This is a genomic window from Trinickia caryophylli (genome assembly GCF_034424545.1).
Taxonomy (GTDB): Bacteria; Pseudomonadota; Gammaproteobacteria; order Burkholderiales; family Burkholderiaceae; genus Trinickia; species Trinickia caryophylli.
The window spans coordinates 822,220-842,933 of record NZ_CP139970.1; the positions used below are offsets into that span (position 1 = coordinate 822,220).

General features: G+C 62.3%; 18 protein-coding genes and 2 tRNA genes. 2 read left to right on the top strand and 18 right to left on the bottom strand.

Features of this window, described 5'->3' with window-relative positions:
• Position 1: 1 nt before the first annotated feature.
• Positions 2-997, bottom strand: a complete 996-nt coding sequence (locus U0034_RS03685) for a GHMP family kinase ATP-binding protein (RefSeq protein ID WP_085224215.1) — start codon at positions 995-997, stop codon at positions 2-4.
• Positions 998-1,006: 9 nt separating this feature from the next.
• A complete protein-coding gene (locus U0034_RS03690; protein ID WP_085224213.1) occupies positions 1,007-2,533 on the bottom strand; it encodes a B12-binding domain-containing radical SAM protein in 1,527 nt (508 codons plus the stop codon).
• 855 nt (positions 2,534-3,388) lie between these two features.
• Here U0034_RS03690 and U0034_RS03695 point away from each other — a divergent pair.
• Positions 3,389-4,564, top strand: a complete 1,176-nt coding sequence (locus tag U0034_RS03695; RefSeq protein WP_085224211.1) for an acyltransferase family protein — start codon at positions 3,389-3,391, stop codon at positions 4,562-4,564.
• A gap of 124 nt (positions 4,565-4,688) precedes the next feature.
• Here the strand turns inward: U0034_RS03695 and U0034_RS03700 are convergent, their stop codons facing one another.
• Positions 4,689-5,615 (bottom strand): threonine/serine dehydratase, encoded by a 927-nt coding sequence (locus U0034_RS03700; protein WP_085224209.1) that lies wholly within the window; start codon positions 5,613-5,615, stop codon positions 4,689-4,691.
• Positions 5,612-6,601, bottom strand: coding sequence for a nitrilase-related carbon-nitrogen hydrolase (locus tag U0034_RS03705; protein ID WP_102623027.1), 990 nt, complete (start codon positions 6,599-6,601; stop codon positions 5,612-5,614). Before U0034_RS03705 ends, U0034_RS03700 begins: the two co-directional genes overlap by 4 nt.
• 177 nt (positions 6,602-6,778) lie before the next feature.
• Here U0034_RS03705 and U0034_RS03710 point away from each other — a divergent pair, with 177 nt between their 5' ends.
• Complete coding sequence (locus U0034_RS03710; protein WP_244142493.1) at positions 6,779-7,465, top strand: IclR family transcriptional regulator; 687 nt, start codon at positions 6,779-6,781, stop codon at positions 7,463-7,465.
• 225 nt (positions 7,466-7,690) lie between these two features.
• Here U0034_RS03710 and U0034_RS03715 read toward each other — a convergent pair.
• The 14 genes from U0034_RS03715 to U0034_RS03780 form a co-directional block, all read right to left on the bottom strand.
• A tRNA-Pro gene (locus U0034_RS03715) sits at positions 7,691-7,767 on the bottom strand.
• A 53-nt stretch (positions 7,768-7,820) separates the two neighbouring features.
• On the bottom strand, positions 7,821-8,231 hold the full coding sequence (locus U0034_RS03720; protein WP_085224202.1) for a MerR family transcriptional regulator: 411 nt from the start codon (positions 8,229-8,231) through the stop codon (positions 7,821-7,823).
• A 50-nt stretch (positions 8,232-8,281) separates the two neighbouring features.
• The gene (locus U0034_RS03725; RefSeq protein ID WP_085224500.1) at positions 8,282-8,692 is read right to left on the bottom strand and encodes an integration host factor subunit alpha; all 411 of its coding nucleotides are present in this window, start codon (positions 8,690-8,692) and stop codon (positions 8,282-8,284) included.
• Positions 8,693-8,758: 66 nt separating this feature from the next.
• Complete coding sequence (pheT, locus tag U0034_RS03730) at positions 8,759-11,191, bottom strand: phenylalanine--tRNA ligase subunit beta (RefSeq protein WP_085224201.1); 2,433 nt, start codon at positions 11,189-11,191, stop codon at positions 8,759-8,761.
• Between the two features lie 128 nt (positions 11,192-11,319).
• Positions 11,320-12,333, bottom strand: coding sequence for a phenylalanine--tRNA ligase subunit alpha (gene pheS / locus U0034_RS03735; RefSeq protein WP_085224199.1), 1,014 nt, complete (start codon positions 12,331-12,333; stop codon positions 11,320-11,322).
• A 153-nt stretch (positions 12,334-12,486) separates the two neighbouring features.
• Complete coding sequence (rplT, locus tag U0034_RS03740; protein ID WP_085224197.1) at positions 12,487-12,846, bottom strand: 50S ribosomal protein L20; 360 nt, start codon at positions 12,844-12,846, stop codon at positions 12,487-12,489.
• 30 nt (positions 12,847-12,876) lie between these two features.
• Positions 12,877-13,074, bottom strand: coding sequence for a 50S ribosomal protein L35 (gene rpmI / locus U0034_RS03745; RefSeq protein ID WP_085224195.1), 198 nt, complete (start codon positions 13,072-13,074; stop codon positions 12,877-12,879).
• A 266-nt stretch (positions 13,075-13,340) separates the two neighbouring features.
• Positions 13,341-13,862, bottom strand: a complete 522-nt coding sequence (infC, locus tag U0034_RS03750) for a translation initiation factor IF-3 (protein WP_085224193.1) — start codon at positions 13,860-13,862, stop codon at positions 13,341-13,343.
• Between the two features lie 50 nt (positions 13,863-13,912).
• The gene (gene thrS / locus U0034_RS03755; protein WP_085224191.1) at positions 13,913-15,820 is read right to left on the bottom strand and encodes a threonine--tRNA ligase; all 1,908 of its coding nucleotides are present in this window, start codon (positions 15,818-15,820) and stop codon (positions 13,913-13,915) included.
• Between the two features lie 283 nt (positions 15,821-16,103).
• Positions 16,104-16,180: transfer RNA gene (locus tag U0034_RS03760), tRNA-Val, on the bottom strand.
• A gap of 82 nt (positions 16,181-16,262) precedes the next feature.
• Positions 16,263-18,488, bottom strand: coding sequence for a RelA/SpoT family protein (locus U0034_RS03765; protein ID WP_085224189.1), 2,226 nt, complete (start codon positions 18,486-18,488; stop codon positions 16,263-16,265).
• A 60-nt stretch (positions 18,489-18,548) separates the two neighbouring features.
• Entirely contained in the window at positions 18,549-18,902 is a 354-nt protein-coding gene (locus U0034_RS03770) for a RidA family protein (protein WP_085224187.1), read from the bottom strand.
• 82 nt (positions 18,903-18,984) lie between these two features.
• On the bottom strand, positions 18,985-19,887 hold the full coding sequence (locus U0034_RS03775) for an alpha/beta fold hydrolase (protein ID WP_085224185.1): 903 nt from the start codon (positions 19,885-19,887) through the stop codon (positions 18,985-18,987).
• Between the two features lie 184 nt (positions 19,888-20,071).
• Positions 20,072-20,713: a CoA transferase subunit B gene (locus tag U0034_RS03780; RefSeq protein ID WP_085224183.1), complete on the bottom strand. Its 642-nt coding sequence runs from the start codon at positions 20,711-20,713 to the stop codon at positions 20,072-20,074.
• Position 20,714: the final 1 nt, after the last annotated feature.

Consider the following 20,714-nt stretch of genomic DNA (forward strand, 5'->3'; position numbering starts at 1 on the left):
GTTACAGACCATTGGGTTGATAAACGACGACTCGGCTGCCGGAGTCCTCGAAGTCGAACGGCACGTGAACCAGATGCTTGAGGCGCTCGCGAATGGCAGCCTGGCGCTCGGGCTTTGCAAAAAGCAACAGGAAGCCGCCGCCGCCCGCGCCGAGAATCTTGCCGCCGGTCGCACCGGCCGTGAGTGCGGCATCGTAGATACGATCGATTTCGGGTGTGGAGACGCGATCCGAGAGGCGGCGCTTGTATCGCCAGCTCGCATCCAACAAGGTGCCGAACTCGTCTATCGAGCGCCGCGGGTCCTGCAGGATGGCGATACCTTCGTCGACCATCTCCCGCATGCGCTTGAGCTCGGTCTCGCGGTTCTTCATGTTGTCGATCTTCGACTTCGCGACCTCGCACGCGAGCCGGGAAAAGCCGGTGAAACAGAGCATCAGATGACTGCGCAGTTCGTCGCGGCGCTCCGGCGGCATCAGCACCGGAACGACCTCGAAGGAGCCCTGTCGATGGAACTCGATACGGTTGAAACCGCCAAAAGCGGCCGAGATCTGATCTTGCGAGCCGACATGCTCGCCCATCACCTGCTGTTCGATGAAAATGGCATCCTTGGCCAACTCGTCCTTGTTGACCATGCGGCCGCGCAATCCGTAAAGCGCATGAACCAGGCCGACCGTGAACGACGAACTGGAACCCAGACCGGAACGTGCGGGCAGATCGCCGTCATGATGAATCTCGAGGCCGTCCTCGACCCTCGCCCAGTTCAGCACCGCGCGCACGGCGGGGTGCTGGATTTCGTCGTTGTGCACGACATTCTCGATTCGCGAATAGACGACACGGTGCTTGTGCTCGAAAAACGGCGGTAATCGACGGCAACTGATATAGCAGTACTTGTTGATCGTGGTGGCCACCACCGCCCCGCCGTGCTCCTGAAACCACGCGGGATAGTCGGTCCCTCCGCCGAGAAACGAAATTCTGAAAGGCGTGCGCGTGATGATCATGGTGTCCCCTCAATCGCCAAGCAGTTTGCGCTTCAGAGGAATACTCGCCATCGCTTCTACGTTCTGCCGTTGCTGCAAGCCGAACTTCCGCTCGACGAGATTCAGATAGGCCGGCCGCGTGAAATACGTCTTCCACGCTTCGTCGCGAAACCGGAGAACTTCCGCCGCGCTCAGGTGCCTGGTCGGCAACGGCTGGCTCTCGTACGAGAGGAAGGCATACCCCTCGTACGAGTCCGGCAAGGCCCAGCCGTTTTGCTTCGCCATGTGAAACATGGGGCTTCCGGGCAAGGCCTGACAGGGGTACATGTTGGCCATCTCGGTGTTGAGCTCGAGCGCGAGATCGAGCGTCTGCTGCATCGTCTCGGCCGTGTCGTCCGGGAAGCCGAAGATATAGTTGCTGATGATGTCGATATCCGCATCGTTGATGGTCTTGCAGACATCGCGGATGTTGATCTCCTTGAACGAGCCTTTCGACACCTCCTGACGCACCGTCTGGTTGCCCGCTTCGATACCGAGTGCGAGCCAGTTCACGCCTGCCCGCTTGAACAGATCGAGCGCATCCTTGCGCACGGTGTCGACACGCGAATAAGTCCACATGTTGAAGCCGAATTCCTCGTCGATCGCCTGCTGCAATACAGGGACGTAATACTTGCGATTGAGGAAGAACATTTCGTCGCTGATGCGCAGCGTGGCCACCCCCAGATCGGCAAGCTTGCGCATCTCTCGTGCGACCCACTCCGGGCTCCAGAAGCGCATGCCGCGCGAATCGGCCGCGCTGATGCCCTCCGCGTTGTCCGCACGGTTGACGATGTTGATCATGCAGAAGTCGCATGCGAACTGGCAGCCCAGCGAAGTGTAGATCGCGGCAAACGGCGTACGCTGCGCATGATCGAATCGCGCATGCCAGAAATGCGCGCGATACAGATCGAGCGGCTTGTCCTTGCAGGGCAAGAGATCCCACGCATAGCCGGGCAGGTCCTCATCCATCCGCTCCTGCGGCACGACGCATTGCGGCGGGTTCAGTACAGGTATGGCAATCCCTCCGGGGCCCCGCCTCTTGTATCCGATGCCCTTGATATGCGGAAAATCGCCATCGAGATTGCTCCGCAAGAGGTTGTGCAACGCATACACGCCCTCATTGAGCAACACGAGGTCGACGCACGGGTGCGAAAGTACGTCCATCGGCAGCGCACTCGCGTGCGAGCCCACAAAGCAGATCTTGTGCTCCGGGGCCGCTTCCTTGAGCGCCCGGGCAAGCGCGAGCGCGCCGATCATGCTCGTGGTGCCGGAGTTCGGGTTCTGTCCATACAGGACGAATACGGCAAGCCTCGGCTTCGCGTCCTCTATACGGCGCACCGATTGTTCGAGCGTCAGGCGTTCGGCGTCGCAATCGAGAATGCCGACGCCGAAACCCTTGGCGCGGCAGGACTGGGCGAGCAACAGCGCCCAGGTGGGCGGCTCGATGGCCGAATACACCTGCGCCAGCCCCTGATAAGCCTTCGCCGAGGAATCCGGATTGACAAACAATGCGTCCATGAGTCCTTTCCTAGCCTTGCACAGTGCTTCCCGTCAAATCGGCGGGTCATGTGGCCGGCGCAGCCGGCCGGGCTGCGGCGGCGACTTCGGGCTGCGGCACCGATGCGCCCAAAGCTCGCTGCCATGGCGCGACGTACGATCGATGCTCGATTTATGAATCGGGGCCGGGCGTTCCTCGGGAAAGGGACGCGGTAGCTTGCGAGGCATGCGCCACGCAGGGCGATGCCGTCACGGTCGACGTTCGGCACCAATGCAATAACTGGGCGACGGAACTTCCATGTGCCTTCGTTTCGAGACCACAAGCTGGTTCACTCATGAGGAGCCATCTCAAGTGTGTCGGAAGGGGAAATCCGATAGAACGAGGGCTTATTGTACGTCGTACCGCGGCATAAGCAACGCATAAAGAAATATATGCGACGATACGGCATCAAACCGCATAAAATTCCTGTCGCGCGCGGCCCGGACACTAAATTCGACATTTCATCGGAATTTTCGTACGATCAACGATCCCTATACCGCGCATGTCTGTCCCCGGGGTACAGCGCTGTGTTGGGCCCCTTATTTGATTTCGAATCAGGGTGCCCCTGCACGGGTGTAAATCCGACACCCATTGAACGAGTGCGAATGTGGCAGGGGTGTGATGCGTATCGATTACCGCCTTGGCCGGGAATAAACGGGGCATTTATGCCGATTAAGCAGTTCATTAACATGCCACACGGTATATGACTCCATGCCGTAAAGGCACGTTGGGTGCACGGAGGCATCGCGGCGCCGTGTCGCGTGCGCCACTGTCGCGGCGTTGCTGCCCGCCCCGCAACGGATCGAACTGAACGCCAGCGATAAGAGGACTTACGTATGGGTCTGATACGCGTGTTTCTCGCTCTGTCAGTTGTCGTATGGCACGTGCACGGTGCCCCTCAAAAGCTCCTGAACGGCGCAGTGGCGGTACTACTGTTTTTCGTAATTTCCGGCTTCTACATGGCGATGGTCATCAACGAAAAGTATGCGACACGGGATAACTTGCGATGGGTACCCGGGTTTTACGCCGCCCGCGCCTGGCGGTTGTACCCTGCGTACTGGGTTTCGTTCATCGTGGCAGTCGCCTGGTATCGAGTAACAGGCAACCTCGATATCTTCGACTTCTCGACGCCGGGCGCACCGATCAAACATATCGCGACCATCTTTTCCAACTTATTCATTTTGGGCCAGGACGTTCACCAGTTTCTGGTCAGAGTGCTCGTAGAACACGCCGGGCCACCCGCGCTCGTCGCCCGGCTGGGTGCGCATGGCGGCGGGATATTGGCGGATTACTACATGATGGTCGGCCAGGCCTGGTCGCTTTCGAGCGAACTTTGGTTCTATGCCATCGCGCCTTTTATCGTGACTTCCCGCCGAAGGACGCTGATTTGCCTGGCGATCGCGCTTGCGCTGCGCTTTTTCCTGCTGACCATTTGCGGGCAGCGCAGCGGCATCTGGGGCATGTTCTTCTTCCCGGGCGCGGCGTGCATGTTTCTGCTCGGCAGTGCCGCTTACCATTTGCGCAAGATGCTGCCGCGACCGGAGTGGCATCCGTGGGTCGGCCTCGTATGTTTGCTCGCGTTCTTCACCTGGGTGATCCAACTCAAGTCGGCCGAGCCGATCATTCTGGCATCGCGCGCGGACTGGTCTGTCGACGAGCCTCGCTTCTGGGTGCTTTATGTGTTGTTCGCGCTGGCCGTGCCTTTCATTTTCCAGTTCTCGAAGAACTCGAAGATCGATCGGCAACTCGGCGACCTTTCGTATCCGCTCTATCTTATTCACGGTGTCATCGTGGGGATACTGCTGTGGTGGAAAGTGCCGTTCGGTGCCGGGTATCCGAGCAATCTAGTCATTGCCTCGTTGCTTTGCCTGCTGGCCGCCTTCGCGCTCAACAAAGTAATCGAAGCGCCGGCCGAGGCGTTGCGTACCCGGCTCAAGCGCCCGCTTCGAGCGCGCGGCGGTACGGGCGGCGAGCTTCCATCGACGCCCGGCACGGACGCCGCCAGTTCATGAAGCGCTGCGGCACCCAGGCAAGAAGCGCCCATTCGCAACGGCGTCGTGAACGAACGAGGCGGGACCGCACGCATGGGCCGGCATTCGGGCAAGCCGCCAAACCCCGGCTAATCGGAGCGCGTCGTTACGCAAACGAGGCTGGATCAGCATTGCCGCCGCAGATCACCACGGCTATTTTCTCGCCCGGCGAGCGGGCATAAACGCCCGAAACGAGCGCAGCAAAAGCGGTTGCGCCGCCCGGCTCCGCCGCGATCCTGAAATTTTCCCAAAGCGCCCGCTGCGCGCCGCGAATCTGCTCGTCGGACACCAGCACGGTGTCGCGTACGGTCGGAAGCAGAATCGAAAACGGCACGTCACCGATACGCCGGCACCCGAGAGAGTCCGCGGCAATGCCTGCTGTATCGACGTCGACCGGCATGCGCGCCAGCAACGCGCGATTCAACGTTGGACATTGCGTCGGTTCGACCGCTACGACCTTGACCCGCCCGCCAAACCACGCCGCGATGCCGCCAATAAAGCCGCCGCCCCCCACGGACACCAGTACGGTGTCGACGTCCGGCACCTGCGCGTCGAGTTCGATCGCAAGGGTGCCTTGCCCCGCGACCGTCGCCGCATGGTCGAACGCATGCACGTTCAGCGCGCCCGTTTCGGCGGCCCGAGCGTCGCTGGCCGCGAGCGCCTCGACATAGTTGTTGCCGGCAACGACGACCCGCGCACCGAGCTCCGTCAGTATCTTGCGTTTGAGCTCGGTCGCAAGGCTCGGCACATAGATCTCGGCGCGTGCGCCGAGTTTTTGCGCGGCATAAGCGATGGCGATCCCATGGTTTCCACCGGATGCCGCGATGACGCCCGCTGCGGGAAGACGCTCGCTAAGCAGGCGATTAAACGCACCGCGCGGCTTGAACGAACCGGTGACCTGAAGAGACTCGAGCTTCAGAAACGTTTCGCCGGGAACGCCGAACCACCCGTCCTCCAGCCGAACGACAGGCGTGGTGCGAATGTACGGGGCGATGCGCTGCGCGGCCATACGGATAGCTTCATGGGTAATCATTTGGGCGAGTCCTCACAATCGACTTGATGTTGGCTCACCGCAGGAATGACGGTCACCGGCACCTGACGACGCTCGTCGACGGTGAGCCGAAAAATATCCGGGCGGCTGTAATGACCTGTCACGTCGAAATCGAACTTGCCGCGCGCGATATTCCGCAGATCCACTTCCGCTGTGAGAATGGCTTCTTCGCCGAACGCCGGACCCGCCAGAATCTTTCCAAACGGGTCGACGATGCAGCTCCCCCCTGCCTGAACCACCGCTTCGCGATCGTCTCCGAACAGGCTCGCATACGTATCGGGGAAATCGCCTCGGCGAAGAAACTGATTGCTGGCAAACACATAGCATCGACCTTCGATGGCGATGTGCTGCATCGACGCGACCCATGTCGGCCGGGAATCGGCTGTCGGCGCGCAGTAAAGCTGGACTCCCTTTGCATACATGGCCGTGCGCATCATCGGCATGTAATTCTCCCAGCAGATCACGGCGCCGAGTTTTCCCAGCGCAGTGTTCAGAACGGGCATGGTCGAGCCGTCACCGCAACCCCAGATCAAACGTTCCGAGCCCGTCGGCATCAACTTGCGGTGTTTGCCGAGAAACTCCCCGGCCGGCCCGAAATAGAGCACACAACAATAGAGCGTGCCCGCGTCGCGTTCGATCACGCCGATCACCATATGGACGCCGTGGCGCGCCGCAATGGAGGCAAGTTCGTCCACGCATGGCCCCGGTACGTCGATCGCCGCTTCCCAATACTCGCGATAGGCGTCTCTTCCCTCGTCGCTGCGTCCTCCAACATACGAGCCAAACGCGTGCCCTTTGGGATAGCCGCCCACGAATGCCTCCGGGAAAACGACCAGTCTGGCGTTTCGGGATACAGCGGAGGCAACCAGGCCGTCGACTTTTGCCAACGTTCGACGCTGATCGAAAGGAATCGGCGTTCCCTGGATGACGGCCGCGATCCACGGCCCCTGGATGTTCGTGTCACTCATTGCCCCTCCTTGTGTATCTATAGTGAACATGTTAGTATCAATTTTGAACATGCTACTTGCTTGCCCACGATTCGGCAAGCAGCGCGTGTTCGTCTGCGTCCACAGTCGAGGGGAAAGGCGATGGGAGAGATTGCGACGGTCAACAGCGTCGAGCACGCCATCCGTCTTGTCGAGTTGATGGCCGGTTCGGAGCATGCGCTTGGCGTGAGCCAAATGGCGCAGTCTCTCGATCTGCCGCGCGCGACGGTTTATCGGCTGCTCAGGACATTGGCCCAGCGGGAATGGGTCATTCAGGACGACAAGACATATCGCCTCAGCTTTCACCTGACGGGGCTTTTTCGTGACGCCAGCGCGGGGGCCGAAGCGGGGCTCGCCGAGCGGGTGACGCCGCTATTGCATCAGTTGGTGAATGAAACGGGGGAAACGGCTCACTTTGCCGTGCTCGACGGCGACCGGGTCGTCTATCTTGCGAAAGTCGATTCTCCGCATCCGATTCGGATGTTTTCCCAAGTCGGCTGGCGTGGCCCTCTTCACGCAACGGGCGTGGGCAAAGTGCTGCTCGCTTCGGCAGACGCGAAATTCGTTTCACGAATCTGCGCGGAGGGACTGGAACGGTTCACGCCCAATACGATCGTGAAGAAAGAGCCGCTCCAGGCAGAACTGGCGCAAGTCCGCAAGCAAGGATATGCGCTGGATGCCGAGGAGTTGATTGCCGGCCTGACTTGCGTTGCGGTGCCGGTAGCCAGCGGAGAACAGGTTCGCGGAGCGATATCCGTTGCCGGCCCAACAGCCCGACTTGGCAATCCCCAAGCATTGGCGAAGATACTGAAAGCAGCCGCAAAAACGTTGCCGGCGTCCTTGTAGGGGCCTTGGGCGATTCTATGAACGCCCTTACCCCCCGCCCCGCTCGATCCTCGTTTAGGCAAACGTGTATCGGTGCGTCCACAAGAGCCACGCGTGGTCCGCACGTGCGAGGCTACAACGGCGAGGTTGAAGCCGCACCTCGCCGGACGTCGCAAGAGCCTCTGTATGGAACGGAGCAAGAAAAGAAAAAGGACTTACGGCCGAAACCGCAAGTCCTTAATTCTTTGGTCGGGGCGAGAGGATTTGAACCTCCGACCACCTGCACCCCATGCAGGTACGCTACCAGGCTGCGCTACGCCCCGAAAGCGTGAAAGTATAACAGACACTTTCACCGATTAGAACCACTCTTTCGCATCTAGCTCCGCAAAAGCTTCACAACGGCAAGAAGCTCTTTGCGCAGCTGCTCGACGTCCACATCGGCCGTGACACCAGGCTGCACCGCAGCCACCGGCAAAACCTGCGTTTCCTGCCGCTCCTCGGCCGCATCGACCACATCGCCGCGCGCGTCGAGCCGATTGCGCGCGCCGTTGATCGTGAACCCCTGCTCGTACAGCAACTCGCGAATGCGTCGGATCAGCAGCACTTCGTGATGCTGGTAATAGCGGCGATTGCCGCGGCGCTTCACCGGACGCAACTGCGTGAACTCTTGCTCCCAATACCGCAGCACATGGGGCTTGACGCCGCACAGCTCACTCACTTCACCGATGGTGAAGTAGCGCTTTGCCGGAATCGGAGGCAAGACGACTTTCTCGACCGTCGCTGTCATCGTCCGTTAACCGTCGTGGTGAGAGACACCGCGGGCCGCGTACTCGCCCGTCAGCGTGGGAAACTGGCCTCGGCGCCGTTCTCCACGAGCGCCTTGAGCTTCTGGCTCGCGTGAAACGTGACGACGCGGCGTGCCGCAATCGGAATCGCCTCGCCCGTCTTCGGATTGCGGCCAGGCCGTTGAGGCTTGTCGCGCAACTGGAAATTGCCGAAGCCCGACAACTTGACGCTATCCCCGCTTTCGAGCGCATCACGAATCACGTCGAAAAACGCTTCGACCATGTCCTTCGCCTCGCGCTTGTTGAGCCCGACATTGTCGAACAGCAACTCGGCCAGCTCGGCTTTCGTGAGCGTGGGCGTTTCGGTCGAAACGCTCGCAGGAGGTGTCGGAATCTCGCGAATCATGGCGCCACGCTGCGCCGAAAGAAGGGCTTCGAAATCACTCGAGTTCATTTCGTTCATGTCTAAAAACAGCAGCCTTTCGATGCCGGCGCTTTCCGCCGGCATCTGTCCGAAGCTGTTTGCGCTTCACCCCCGCAACCGCGCACCGTAGACTCGAGCCAAGCGCTCCACCAGGATCTTGACGGCCGCGTCGACCGTCTCGTCCTGCAGGGTGCCGCCAGTATCTTGCAGCGTTACCCGGAAGGCAAGGCTTTTCTCGTGCGCGGCCAGGCCGCCAGAAGTGTTTGATTTTGCACGAAATTCATCGAAGAGCGCAACCCTTTGCACGTACTTGCACGGGCCTTCGCCGAGCACCTGCGCCATCTCGTCCAGGAGCGCCTGCACCGTCACCTTCTGGTCGACCACGAGCGCGATATCGCGCCGCACGGGCGGGAATTTCGACACTTCGGACGTGCTCGGCAATGCACGCGCCATCAAGGCTTGCGCATCGATTTCGAAGACGATCGGCGCGTGCGGCAAATCGTACTTCTGCATCCAGCGCGGATGCAGTTCGCCGATCCAGCCCACTTCACGCCCGTCGAGTTCGATGCGGGCGCTGCGCCCCGGATGCAGCGCCGGATGCTCTGCCTTGACGAAACGCGCCACACGCGGCGCGAACAGCGCATCCACGTCGGCCTTCACATCGAAGAAGTCGACCATGCGCGTGGCAAGGCCCCATTGCTCGTCCGACGCCGGGCCGTACGCGAGCGCGCCGAACCGCTTGGGCTGCGCATAGCCCTCGACGGTCAGCTCGCCTGCCGCGAGCGCCGGGTCGCGCAGGAATACGCGGCCGACCTCGAACACGCGCACGCGCTCCGCGCGGCGATTCAGGTTATGGCGCAGCACGTTGACAAGGCTGCCGACGAGCGTCGTGCGCATCACCGACATCTGGCTCGCGATCGGGTTGAGCAGCCGCACCGGGCTGTCGTTGCCCGCGAAGTCCTGCTCCCATGCTTCGTCGACGAAGCTGAAGTTGACCGTCTCCGCGTAATCGCGGGCGGCAAGCGCATGGCGGATCGTATGGATCGACCGGCACGTCTCGTTCGTTGCGCGCATTTCGTTGCCGGCAACGGGCGGGCGCGCGGGAATCTTCTCGAAACCGTAGATGCGCGCCACCTCTTCGATCAGGTCCTCTTCGATCTCGATGTCGAAACGATACGAGGGAGGCGTGACGGAGAACGCATCGCCATCGAATTCGAACGCGAGGCCGAGCCGCGTGAAAATCTGGGCCATCTCATCCGCCGGCACCGGTACGCCGATGATGCGCTGCGCACGAGCCACGCGCATCGTCACGGCGTCGCGCTTCGGCACGTTGACGATCTGGTCGTCGACGGGGCCGGCTTTGCCGCCGCAAATATCGAGGATGAGGCGCGTCAGATATTCGATGTGCTCGACCGTCGTCGCATAATCGACCCCACGCTCGAAACGATGCGCGGCATCGGTCGAGAAGTTGTACTTGCGAGCGCGGCCTCGGATGCTATCGGGCCACCAGAACGCGGCTTCGAGGTAGATGTCGGTCGTGTCGAGCGTGACGGCCGTGCTGTCGCCGCCCATGATGCCGGCGAAGCTCTCTACGAGCCTGTCGTCGGCGATCACGCCCACGGTTTCGTCGAGCTCGACGGTATTGCCGTTCAGAAGCTTCAGCGATTCGCCGCGGCGCCCCCAGCGCACGTCGAGGCCCCCATGAATCTTCGTGAGATCGAACACGTGCGACGGCCGACCGAGTTCGAGCATCACGTAGTTCGAGATATCGACCAGCGCCGAAATGCTCCGCTGCCCGGAACGCTCGAGGCGCTCGACCATCCATTGCGGCGTCTTGGCGCGCGCGTCGACGCCGCGGATCACGCGCCCCGAAAAGCGGCCGCAAAGCTCGGGGGCCGCGATCTTCACGGGCAGTTTGTCGTCGAGCGCAACCAGCACGGGCTCGAAGACGGGCGTGCGCAAAGGCGCACCCGTGATCGCCGCCGTTTCGCGCGCGATGCCGAATACGGACAGGCAGTCCGCCTTGTTAGGCGTCAGCTTGATTTCGAAGATCGTATCGTCGAGGTTCAGCGTCTCGCGGATGTCCTGGCCGATCGGCGCGTCCTCGGGCAGAACCAACAGGCCGCTGTGGTCTTCGGAGAGTTTCAGCTCCCGTGCGGAGCAGAGCATGCCCTGGCTCTCGACGCCGCGCAGCTTCGACAGTTTGATCGCGAACGGCGCACCGCCCTCTTCGGCCGGCGGCAACTGCGCGCCGACGAGCGCCACCGGCACCTTGATGCCGGGTGCCACGTTGGGCGCACCACAAACGATGTTCAGCGTCGCGCCGGTACCGGCATCGACCTGACAGATGTTGAGCTTGTCGGCGTCGGGGTGCTTGGCGACCTCGAGCACGCGGCCTACGACGATCTTCGATGTGGCCGGCGCGGCCGGGCGCAGCGATTCGACCTCGAGGCCGGCCATCGTCAGCGCATGCGACAGTTCGTCCGTCGTCAGCTTGGGATCGACGAAGCTTCGAAGCCAGGATTCAGGGAATTGCATGAGTGTCTACGTTCGAATGAAGGGGTCCACGCCACGTTCGGCCAACGAAACGGCTGCCTTGTGGCCTGGGCCGGGGCCGGGGCCGGACATCGCTCTCGCGGCGCACGAAGCGCCGGCATGCCGATGCCTTACGCAAATTGCCGCAAAAAGCGCAAGTCGTTTTCGAAAAAGAGCCGCAAGTCCTGCACGCCGTAACGCAGCATGGTGAGGCGTTCGAGGCCGCTGCCGAACGCGAAGCCGATGTAGCGCTCCGGGTCGAGGCCCATGTTGCGGATCACGTTAGGGTGTACCTGACCGGAGCCAGAAATTTCGAGCCACTTGCCCGCGTTCTTGCCTTCCTCGAACTTCATGTCGATTTCGGCCGACGGCTCGGTGAACGGGAAATACGATGGACGGAAGCGCACGGCGATGTCGTCGCGCTCGAAGAACTTCCGGAGGAAGTCCGTATAGACGCCCTTCAGATCGGCAAAGCTGATGTTCTCGTCGATCCAGAGTCCTTCGACCTGATTGAACATCGGCGAGTGTGTCGCGTCGCTGTCCACCCGGTAGGTGCGCCCCGGCACGATCACCTTGATCGGCGGCTTGTGGCTGCGCGCATAGCGCACCTGCATCGGGCTCGTATGCGTGCGCAGCAACAGCGCGCGGCCCGTCGCATCGGAGCCGTCCACATAGAACGTGTCCTGCATCGAGCGCGCCGGATGGTTCTCGGGGCTGTTGAGTGCCGTGAAGTTGTACCAGTCCGTTTCGATTTCCGGACCATCGGCCACATCGAAGCCGATCGAGCCGAAAATCTGCTCGACACGCTCCCACGTATGCATCACCGGGTGCAGGCTGCCCGCGCCGTTGCCGCGGCCCGGCAGCGTGACGTCGACCGCCTCGGCGGCAAGGCGCTGATTCATGAGCGCTTCGGCGAGCGCCTCGCGGCGTGCCGTGAGGGCGGCTTCGACCTGCTGCTTCGCTACGTTGATACGCGCGCCTTCGGTCTTGCGCTCCTCGGGCGCGAGCTTGCCCAACCCCTTGAGCAGTTCCGTCAACACGCCCGCCTTGCCGAGAAAACGCGCTTTCTCGTTTTCGAGCGTGACGCCGTCCGCGGCGTCGTTGAACGCCTTTTGCGCGTCGGCAACAATCTGGTCCAGGTCCATTGATCCCATCATTTCAACGTCGATGAATGTTTTCGAGAAAAGCGCTCGACCAACAAAAACGGGGGCTCGGTGAGGAGCCCCCGTTTTTGTTGCGGCGATACCGGTTCGAGAACCGATCTCGCCGCGACGAACCACGCAGTGCTAATTGATCAATTAGGCTGCGACGACGGCTTTCACCTGCTTCACGATCGCGGCAAAAGCGGCCTTGTCGAACACGGCCATGTCGGCCAGCACCTTGCGGTCGAGTTCGATCGACGCCTTCTTGAGGCCGTTGATGAACACGCTGTACGTCATGTTGTGCTCGCGCACGGCCGCGTTGATACGCGTGATCCACAGTGCGCGGAACACCCGCTTCTTGTTGCGGCGATCGCGGTAGGCATACTGGCCTGCGCGCATGACCGCCTGCTTGGCGATGCGGAAGACGTTGTTGCGGCGGCCGCGGTAGCCCTTCGCAAGGGTGATTATCTTCTTGTGGCGGGCACGTGCCGTAACCCCACGTTTGACTCGAGGCATGTTTCTCTCCTATGAGTTGGCGGTTGAGGGTTAGGCGAACGGCAGCATTGCTCGCACGGACGCCAGATTGGTGTCGTGCACAGCCGCGGAACCACGCAGATGACGCTTGTTCTTCGTGGTTTTCTTCGTGAGGATGTGGCGCTTGAAGGCCTGACCGCGCTTGACGGTACCGCCCGGGCGAACCACGAAGCGCTTGGAAGCGCTCTTCTTGGTCTTCATCTTAGGCATGACGAACTACTCCGTTTATTAGATGGCGATGGGTGTGCGGCCGGCAAAAAAGCCCCTGATCCGCCCTTCGAAACCCAGTCCACTTGTTTGCGGCGCACCTTCCGGCGCGCTCGCGCTTTCAGGAAAAACGCCCTTGACGCACGGCGCTTCTCCGAAACCTGCTCGATACCTTGCGGCGTGCGGCTCCGCTGGTCATCGGCAGGAACCGGCACCTGCGTGCCCGCTTCCGCCAACGGCCGGCCAGCCGCTCGCACACGACGCCGCAATCACTTCTTCTTTTTCGGCGCGAGCACCATGATCATCTGGCGCCCTTCCATCTTCGGCATCTGCTCGACTTGGCCAACCTCGTCCAGATCGCCGCGCAGACGCTCGAGCATGCGCATGCCGATTTCCTGGTGCGCCATTTCGCGCCCGCGGAAACGCAACGTGATCTTCGTCTTATCGCCGTCCTCGAGGAAGCGGATGAGGTTGCGCAGCTTGACGTTGTAATCACCATCGTCGGTACCCGGGCGGAACTTCACTTCCTTGACCTGGATGACCTTCTGCTTGAGCTTGGCCTCGTGCTGCTTCTTCGCCTCCTGGTACTTGAATTTGCCGTAATCCATCAAGCGGCAAACCGGCGGGACAGCCTGGGGCGCGATTTCCACCAGATCCACGTCGAGCTGTTCCGACATGCGGAAAGCGTCAGCCAGTTTTACGATGCCGAGCGGTTCGTTGTCGACTCCGACCAGACGCACCTCAGGTGTCGTGATCTCACCGTTGATGCGATGCGACTTTTCAGTAGCGATGTTCCGTTTCCTCTAAAAATTAAAAAAACGAGCCGCGCTGCCGGGTGGCTTCATTTGAAGGCCTGGACGTCCTGACGCAGGCGCTCAATGAAGGCATCGATCGGCATGACGCCCAGATCGACACCGCCACGGGCACGCACGGCTACCGTTTGCGCATCCCGCTCTTTGTCACCAACTACCAGCAGGTATGGCACTTTTTCGAGCGTATGCTCGCGTATTTTATAGCTAATTTTCTCGTTGCGCAAATCGGCCTGAACTCTAAGCCCTTGTTTTTGCAACGATTGAACTACGCCAGCCGCATACTCCGCCTGGCTCTCGGCGATATTCATCACCACCGCCTGCATCGGCGCGAGCCAGGCCGGCATGGCGCCAGCGTGGTGTTCGATCAGTATACCGAGGAAGCGCTCCATCGACCCGACAATCGCCCGGTGCAGCATCACAGGGCGGCGGCGGCCGTTGTCCTCAGCCACGTACTCGGCACCGAGCCGCTCGGGCAACACCATGTCGAGCTGGAGCGTACCGCATTGCCAGGACCGGCCAAGCGCATCCTTGATGTGATACTCGATTTTGGGGCCATAAAAGGCGCCCTCGCCCTCGAGCTCTTCCCATTCGAGGCCGCACGCGCGCAACGCTTCGCGCAGCCCCTCTTCGGCGCGATCCCAGATCTCGTCGGTGCCGGCGCGCTGCTCCGGGCGCAACGAAAGCTTCACATCGATGTTGTCGAAGCCGAAATCGCGATAGACGCTCATCGCGAGGGTGTTGAACTTGATCGACTCGCTGATGAACTGATCTTCCGTGCAGAAGATGTGCGCGTCGTCCTGCACGAAGCCGCGCACGCGCATGAGACCGTGCAGCGCGCCGGATGCCTCGTTGCGATGGCACGAACCGAACTCGGCATAGCGCAGCGGCAAATCGCGATACGAACGCAAGCCGTGCTTGAACACTTGCACATGCCCGGGGCAGTTCATCGGCTTGATGGCGTAGTCGCGCTTTTCCGACTCCGTCGTGAACATGTTCTCGCGATAGTTCTGCCAATGGCCCGACGCCTCCCAAAGCGAGCGGTCCATGATCATCGGCGTCTTGATCTCGAGATAGCCATCGGCGTTGACGCGGCGGCGCATGTACTGCTCCACCTGCTGCCAGAGCGTCCAGCCCAATGGATGCCAGAACACCATGCCCGGCGATTCGTCCTGGATGTGGAAGAGATCCAGCTGGCGGCCGAGCTTGCGGTGGTCGCGCTTTTCGGCCTCCTCTAGCATGTGCAGGTAGGCGTCCTGCTCTTCCTTCTTCGCCCAGGCCGTGCCATAAATCCGCTGGAGCTGCTCGTTCTTCGAATCGCCGCGCCAGTACGCGCCGGCCACCTTCATGAGCTTGAAGACCTTGAGCTTGCCCGTGGACGGCACGTGCGGCCCACGGCACAGATCGGTGAAGCCGCCGTGCGAATAAAGCTTGATTTCGTCGCTGGCCGGAATCGACTCGATGATCTCGGCCTTGTACTTCTCGCCGATGCTCTTGAAGTAGTCCACCGCCTCGTCGCGCGACACCACGCGGCGCGACACGGGCTCGTCCTTCTTCGCGAGTTCCTGCATCCGCTTTTCGATCTTCTCGAGATCTTCCGGCGTAAAGGGGCGGTGGTAAGCGAAGTCGTAGTAAAAGCCGTTGTCGATGACCGGCCCGATCGTGACCTGCGCCTCTGGATAGAGATCCTTCACCGCATAGGCGAGCAGGTGCGCCGCCGAGTGACGGATGATGTCGAGCCCGTCGGCGTCTTTGTCGGTAACGATGGCGAGCGAAGCGTCGTGATCGATCAGCGTGGAAGTATCGACGAGCGCGCCGTCCAGCTTGCCGCCAAGCGCGGCCTTCGCGAGCCCCGGGCCAATGGATGCCGCCACTTCGGCAACCGTGACCGGATGATCGTACTGTCGAACCGAACCGTCAGGCAGGCGTATCGAAACCATAGCGTTCTCTCCGGTAACCGCCACGCGGCGGCTCAAAACATCGATTGATCGCGATCAACTCGACAACTTTGCAAAGCAAAAAAAATGCGGCCCCGCTTTCGAGGGGCCGCATTCACTTTTCACAAACCGCTAAGAAAAACAGGGCGAAAGAGGTCCTCGACTAGCGTCGTTCCGAAGTAGTTTCGGTCAACGTTCGCGGTGTCATAACCGTTTCGCCTTTGAGCCCCGAAGGACTTGTTCCGCCTTGCGTCGAAAACCCGGCGAACCGGGCTTTCATATTCGTTGGTAGGCTCGATTGGACTCGAACCAACGACCCCCACCATGTCAAGGTGGTGCTCTAACCAGCTGAGCTACGAGCCTGAAGAAGCTGAGATTATATGGAGCTCCTCAGGGGTTTGCAAGCCCTTTTATGCATGCGCTTGAAAAAATCTCCCGGTCGCCTTCATGCCTTGCGCGCCGCGCGCACCACGCCGTTCACTTCGCCGAGCAGCGTGCATGCGCGCTGTACCTGCGTAGCGTTCTGCACTTCGACCGTGAACTGCATGAAAGCCGTGTTGCGATGGCTCGTCGTCTTTACGCCGACCACGTTCATCTTCTCGCGCGCGAACACTTCGGAGATGTCGCGCAAAAGCCCCTGCCTGTCCTGCGCTTCGATCGCGAGATCCACGGGATAGACCGAGCCGCCGCGGCCGCCGAGCACGTCGGCCGACCACGCCGTCTGCAGCACCCGCTCGGGCGCGCGCGCCGCCATGCGCCGGAACATCGGGCAGTCGTTGCGATGGATCGACACACCCTTGCCGCGCGTGACGAAGCCGCTGATCTCGTCGGGCGGCGCGGGCCGGCAGCAGCGCGCCAGCTGCGTGAGCAATGCGTCGACGCCAACCACGAGCACGCCGGCCGATGCGCCATGCGCTACGCTCGCGCCGCTGCTGCGCTTTTCGAACTGCGCGGGCGCCTCGGGCTGCGGCTCCGGCGGCGGCGTATCGGAGAGCGCCTGCTCGATGGCGCGCAGGCTCAACTCGTCCTTGCCGACCACGGCAAAGAGATCTTCGGGGGACTTGAAGCCCAGCTTGGCCGCGAGCTGATCGAGATTGACCGAGGTCTTGCCCTCGCGCTGCAGTGTCTTTTCGACGACCGCACGTCCGTTCGCGACGTTTTCCTGCAGCTCGATGGCGTTGAACCATGCCCGCACTTTCTGACGCGCCCGCCCGCTTTGCAGGTAGCCGAGCTGCGGGTTGAGCCAGTCGCGCGACGGCCCGCCCTCCTTCACCGAGACGATCTCGACGGTCTGACCGTTCGAGAGCGGCGTGTTGAGCGGGACCATCGCCCCATCGACGCGCGCCCCCCGGCAGCGATGGCCGAGCTCGCTGTGCAGGTGATAGGCGAAATCGACGGGCGTAGCGCCCTGCGGCAGCGCGATCACGCGCGCCTGGGGCGTGAGCACGTAGATGTGGTCGTCGTCGAGCGTGGCCTGGCGCAATTGCTCCCAGGGCTTGCTGGCACCCGGTTCCGCTTCGGCCACATCGTCTTTCCAGGCGAGAAGCTGGCGCAGCCACGCGATCTTCTCGTCGTACTTCTCGCTTGCGCTGAACTGGCCGCCGTAGCCCCGCGTGCCGGCCTCCTTGTAGCGCCAGTGAGCGGCCACGCCATATTCGGCGAAACGATGCATCTCGTGCGTGCGGATCTGCACTTCGAACGCACGGCCGTCGTCGCCGATCACAACCGTGTGCAGCGACTTGTACCCGTTCGGCTTGGGCCGCGAGATGTAGTCGTCGAACTCCTTCGGCACGGGCTGCCAGAGGTTGTGCACGATGCCGAGCACCGTGTAGCAATCCTTGATGTCGGGTACGATCACGCGAAACGCGCGCACGTCATAGAGTTCGGCGAACTCGAGCGCCTTGCCGCGCATCTTGCGCCAGATGCTGTAGATGTGCTTCGGACGGCCGCTCACCTCCGCGCGAATGTTGGCCGCCGCGAGTTCGTGCTGCAGCCGCTCGATCGCCTGCGCGACGTAGCTCTCGCGCTCCACGCGCTTTTCGTCGAGCAGCCTGGCGATGCGCTTATAGGTATCGGGATCCTGGAAGCGGAACGCGAGATCCTCGAGTTCCCACTTCAACTGCCAGATGCCGAGCCGGTTCGCGAGCGGCGCATAGATGTCGAGCGTCTCGCGCGCCACCTCGATGCCCGGCGAGGTCTTCGTCGCCGCGTAGTAGCGCAGCGACTGCAGCCGCGACGCGAGCCGGATCAGCACCACGCGGATGTCCTGCGCGAACGCGAGCAGCATCTTGCGCAGCGCCTCGATCTGCGCGCGGCGTTCGGCCTGCGCATCGCGGCCGGCCTCGGGCAGCGCGTTTTGCGCCGCGCGCAGGCTGACCGTGCCGAGACGCAGCAGCTTGCGCACGTCGCCCACGAGTTGCGCGACTTCGTCGCCGAAACGCTCGGCGATGCGGCGCTCGGGATCATCGAGGCACGGTGTCAGCGCAAAGAGCGCCGCCGCGAGCACGGCGGGCGGATCGACATTGAGCCGGCGTACGATCGCCGCCGTTCCTTCGGCGTGATCGGCCAACCGCTCACCGGAGGGCAAGCGCGCGTCGCCCGCGTGCTCGCGCACGAAGGCAAGCGCATCCTCGAAGGAAGGCAAGGCGGCGGTGTCGTTTTCGGCAATCATGGTGAACTAAAGCGCTCGCGCAGCGAGCAATGCGGACCCCGCGCAAACATCAGGCGGGCTTCAGCTCTTTTGCGCAGCCACCACGACGACTTCGACGAGGCATTCGGGGTTGGCCAGCTTGGCTTCGACCGTCGCGCGCGGCGGCGTGTGGCCCTCGGCGACCCATTCGTCCCAAACCGCGTTCATGCCCGGAAAGTGGGCCATGTCCGACAGATAGATCTGCACCGAGAGCAGTTGCGTCTTGTCGCTGCCGGCTTCGGCGAGCAGGCGATCGATGTGGCCCAGTACCTCGCGCATCTGGCCCGTGATGTCCTCTTTCGTCTCTTCGGCGATCTGGCCCGCCAGATAGACCGTGCCGTTGTGGATCGCGATTTCGGAAAGACGCTTGCCGACGTGATGACGAATGACTGCCATGTGAAATCCTGTTCGATGACGGGTTGATCGATCGGCGCGCCCGGCCGCCGCAGCCTTCGCGCCGCCGGTACGCAGACGTCTATTATGACGCGTCCCCGTCTCCCGCGAAAAAGCGCCGCGCGATCCCGATCTGCTCCGGGTCGACGAAAGCCGGCGCGTGGCCGACTCCGGGCACCTCGATGCTCGTCACCGCCCGCCCGCGCTCGATCATCTGCGCGACGGTATCGCGCGAAAGCAGATCGGAAAGCGCGCCGCGCACGATCAACACAGGGCATGCGATCGCCTCGAACAGATGCCAGAGCATCGCCTCCCCGGCCATGTTTGCCTGCACATCGGCCGCCGCGAACGGCATCGCGATGCCCGGATCGTAGCGAAACTCCCAGGCGCCGTCCTTGCGCTGGCGCAAGAGCGGCGTATTGATCTCGCGCCACTGTTCGTGCGTAAGAGGACCGAACGAAGCTGCCAGCAAAGCGGCGTGATCGATCCCCTCCTCGAGCGATTCGAACCGGGCAGGCTGGCCCACGTAAGAGCCGATGCGGGCGAGCGCTTCGGGTTCGATGTGCGGACCGATATCGTTGACGAGCAGCTTGCGAATCGGAGTGCCGGTCAGACCGGCGAGCGACATGCCGATGAGCCCGCCCATCGAGGTGCCGAACCAGTCCACCGTCTCCACGCCGAGCCGCGCGATCAGCGTCACCATGTCGGCCACGTATTGCGGAACCGCATACCGGGCGGGATCGGGCAGCCAGTCCGACAGGCCGCGGCCCACCACGTCCGGGCAGACAACGCGATAGACATCCGCGAGCGCGCGGGCCACGCGATCGAAGTCGCGTCCCGAGCGCGTGAGACCGTGCACACAGACGAGCACGCGCGGGTTGTCGGGATCGCCCCATTCCGTATAAGCCATGCGATGCAGGCCATTGGGGTTCGCGCACTGCACGAAGCCCTGGCGCGGGCGGGCAAGCGGCTCAGGCGACGTATTCATCAAACGCTCCTCGTTGGCAAGACCGGGCGCCGCGGCGCACGGCTGCGCGGCTCGTGCGCCGATTGTAGCGGCACATGCGCGCGAGCCGCCCGCCCGCGCGCACCGCCAACAAAAAAAGGGCGGAGCCCATGCCCCGCCCATCGCCTCTCGCGACAGCCCGTCGGCCGTCGCCGCCCCGTAGCAATCAGTGCAGCGCGCTCGCGTCGAGCGCCGCTCCAGTCTTGGCCTTGATCTCGTCCACCGTCACGCCGGGGGCGAGTTCCACGAGCTTCAGCCCCGCATCGGTCACGTCGATCACGCCGAGATCGGTAATGATGCGATCCACCACGCCCACGCCCGTGAGCGGCAGCGTGCAACTCTCGAGAATCTTGTGCTGATCGCCCTTCGCAACGTGCTCCATCAGCACGACGACGCGCTTGACACCCGCCACCAGGTCCATCGCGCCGCCCATGCCCTTGATCATCTTGCCGGGAATCATCCAGTTGGCGAGATCGCCCCCCTTGCTGACCTGCATGGCGCCGAGGATCGCGAGGTTGATGTGGCCGCCGCGGATCATCGCGAACGAGTCGGCCGAGGAGAAGATCGACGAGCCCGGCAAGGTCGTGATCGTCTGCTTGCCGGCGTTGATGAGGTCAGCGTCGACTTCCTCGTCGGTCGGCGAGGGTCCGATGCCGAGCAGACCGTTTTCCGACTGCAGCCAGACCTCGATGCCGGCCGGCACGTAGTTGGCCACGAGCGTCGGCAGGCCGATGCCGAGATTGACGTAGAAGCCGTCTTGCAGTTCTTGCGCCGCGCGCGCGGCCATTTGCTCACGAGTCCATGCCATC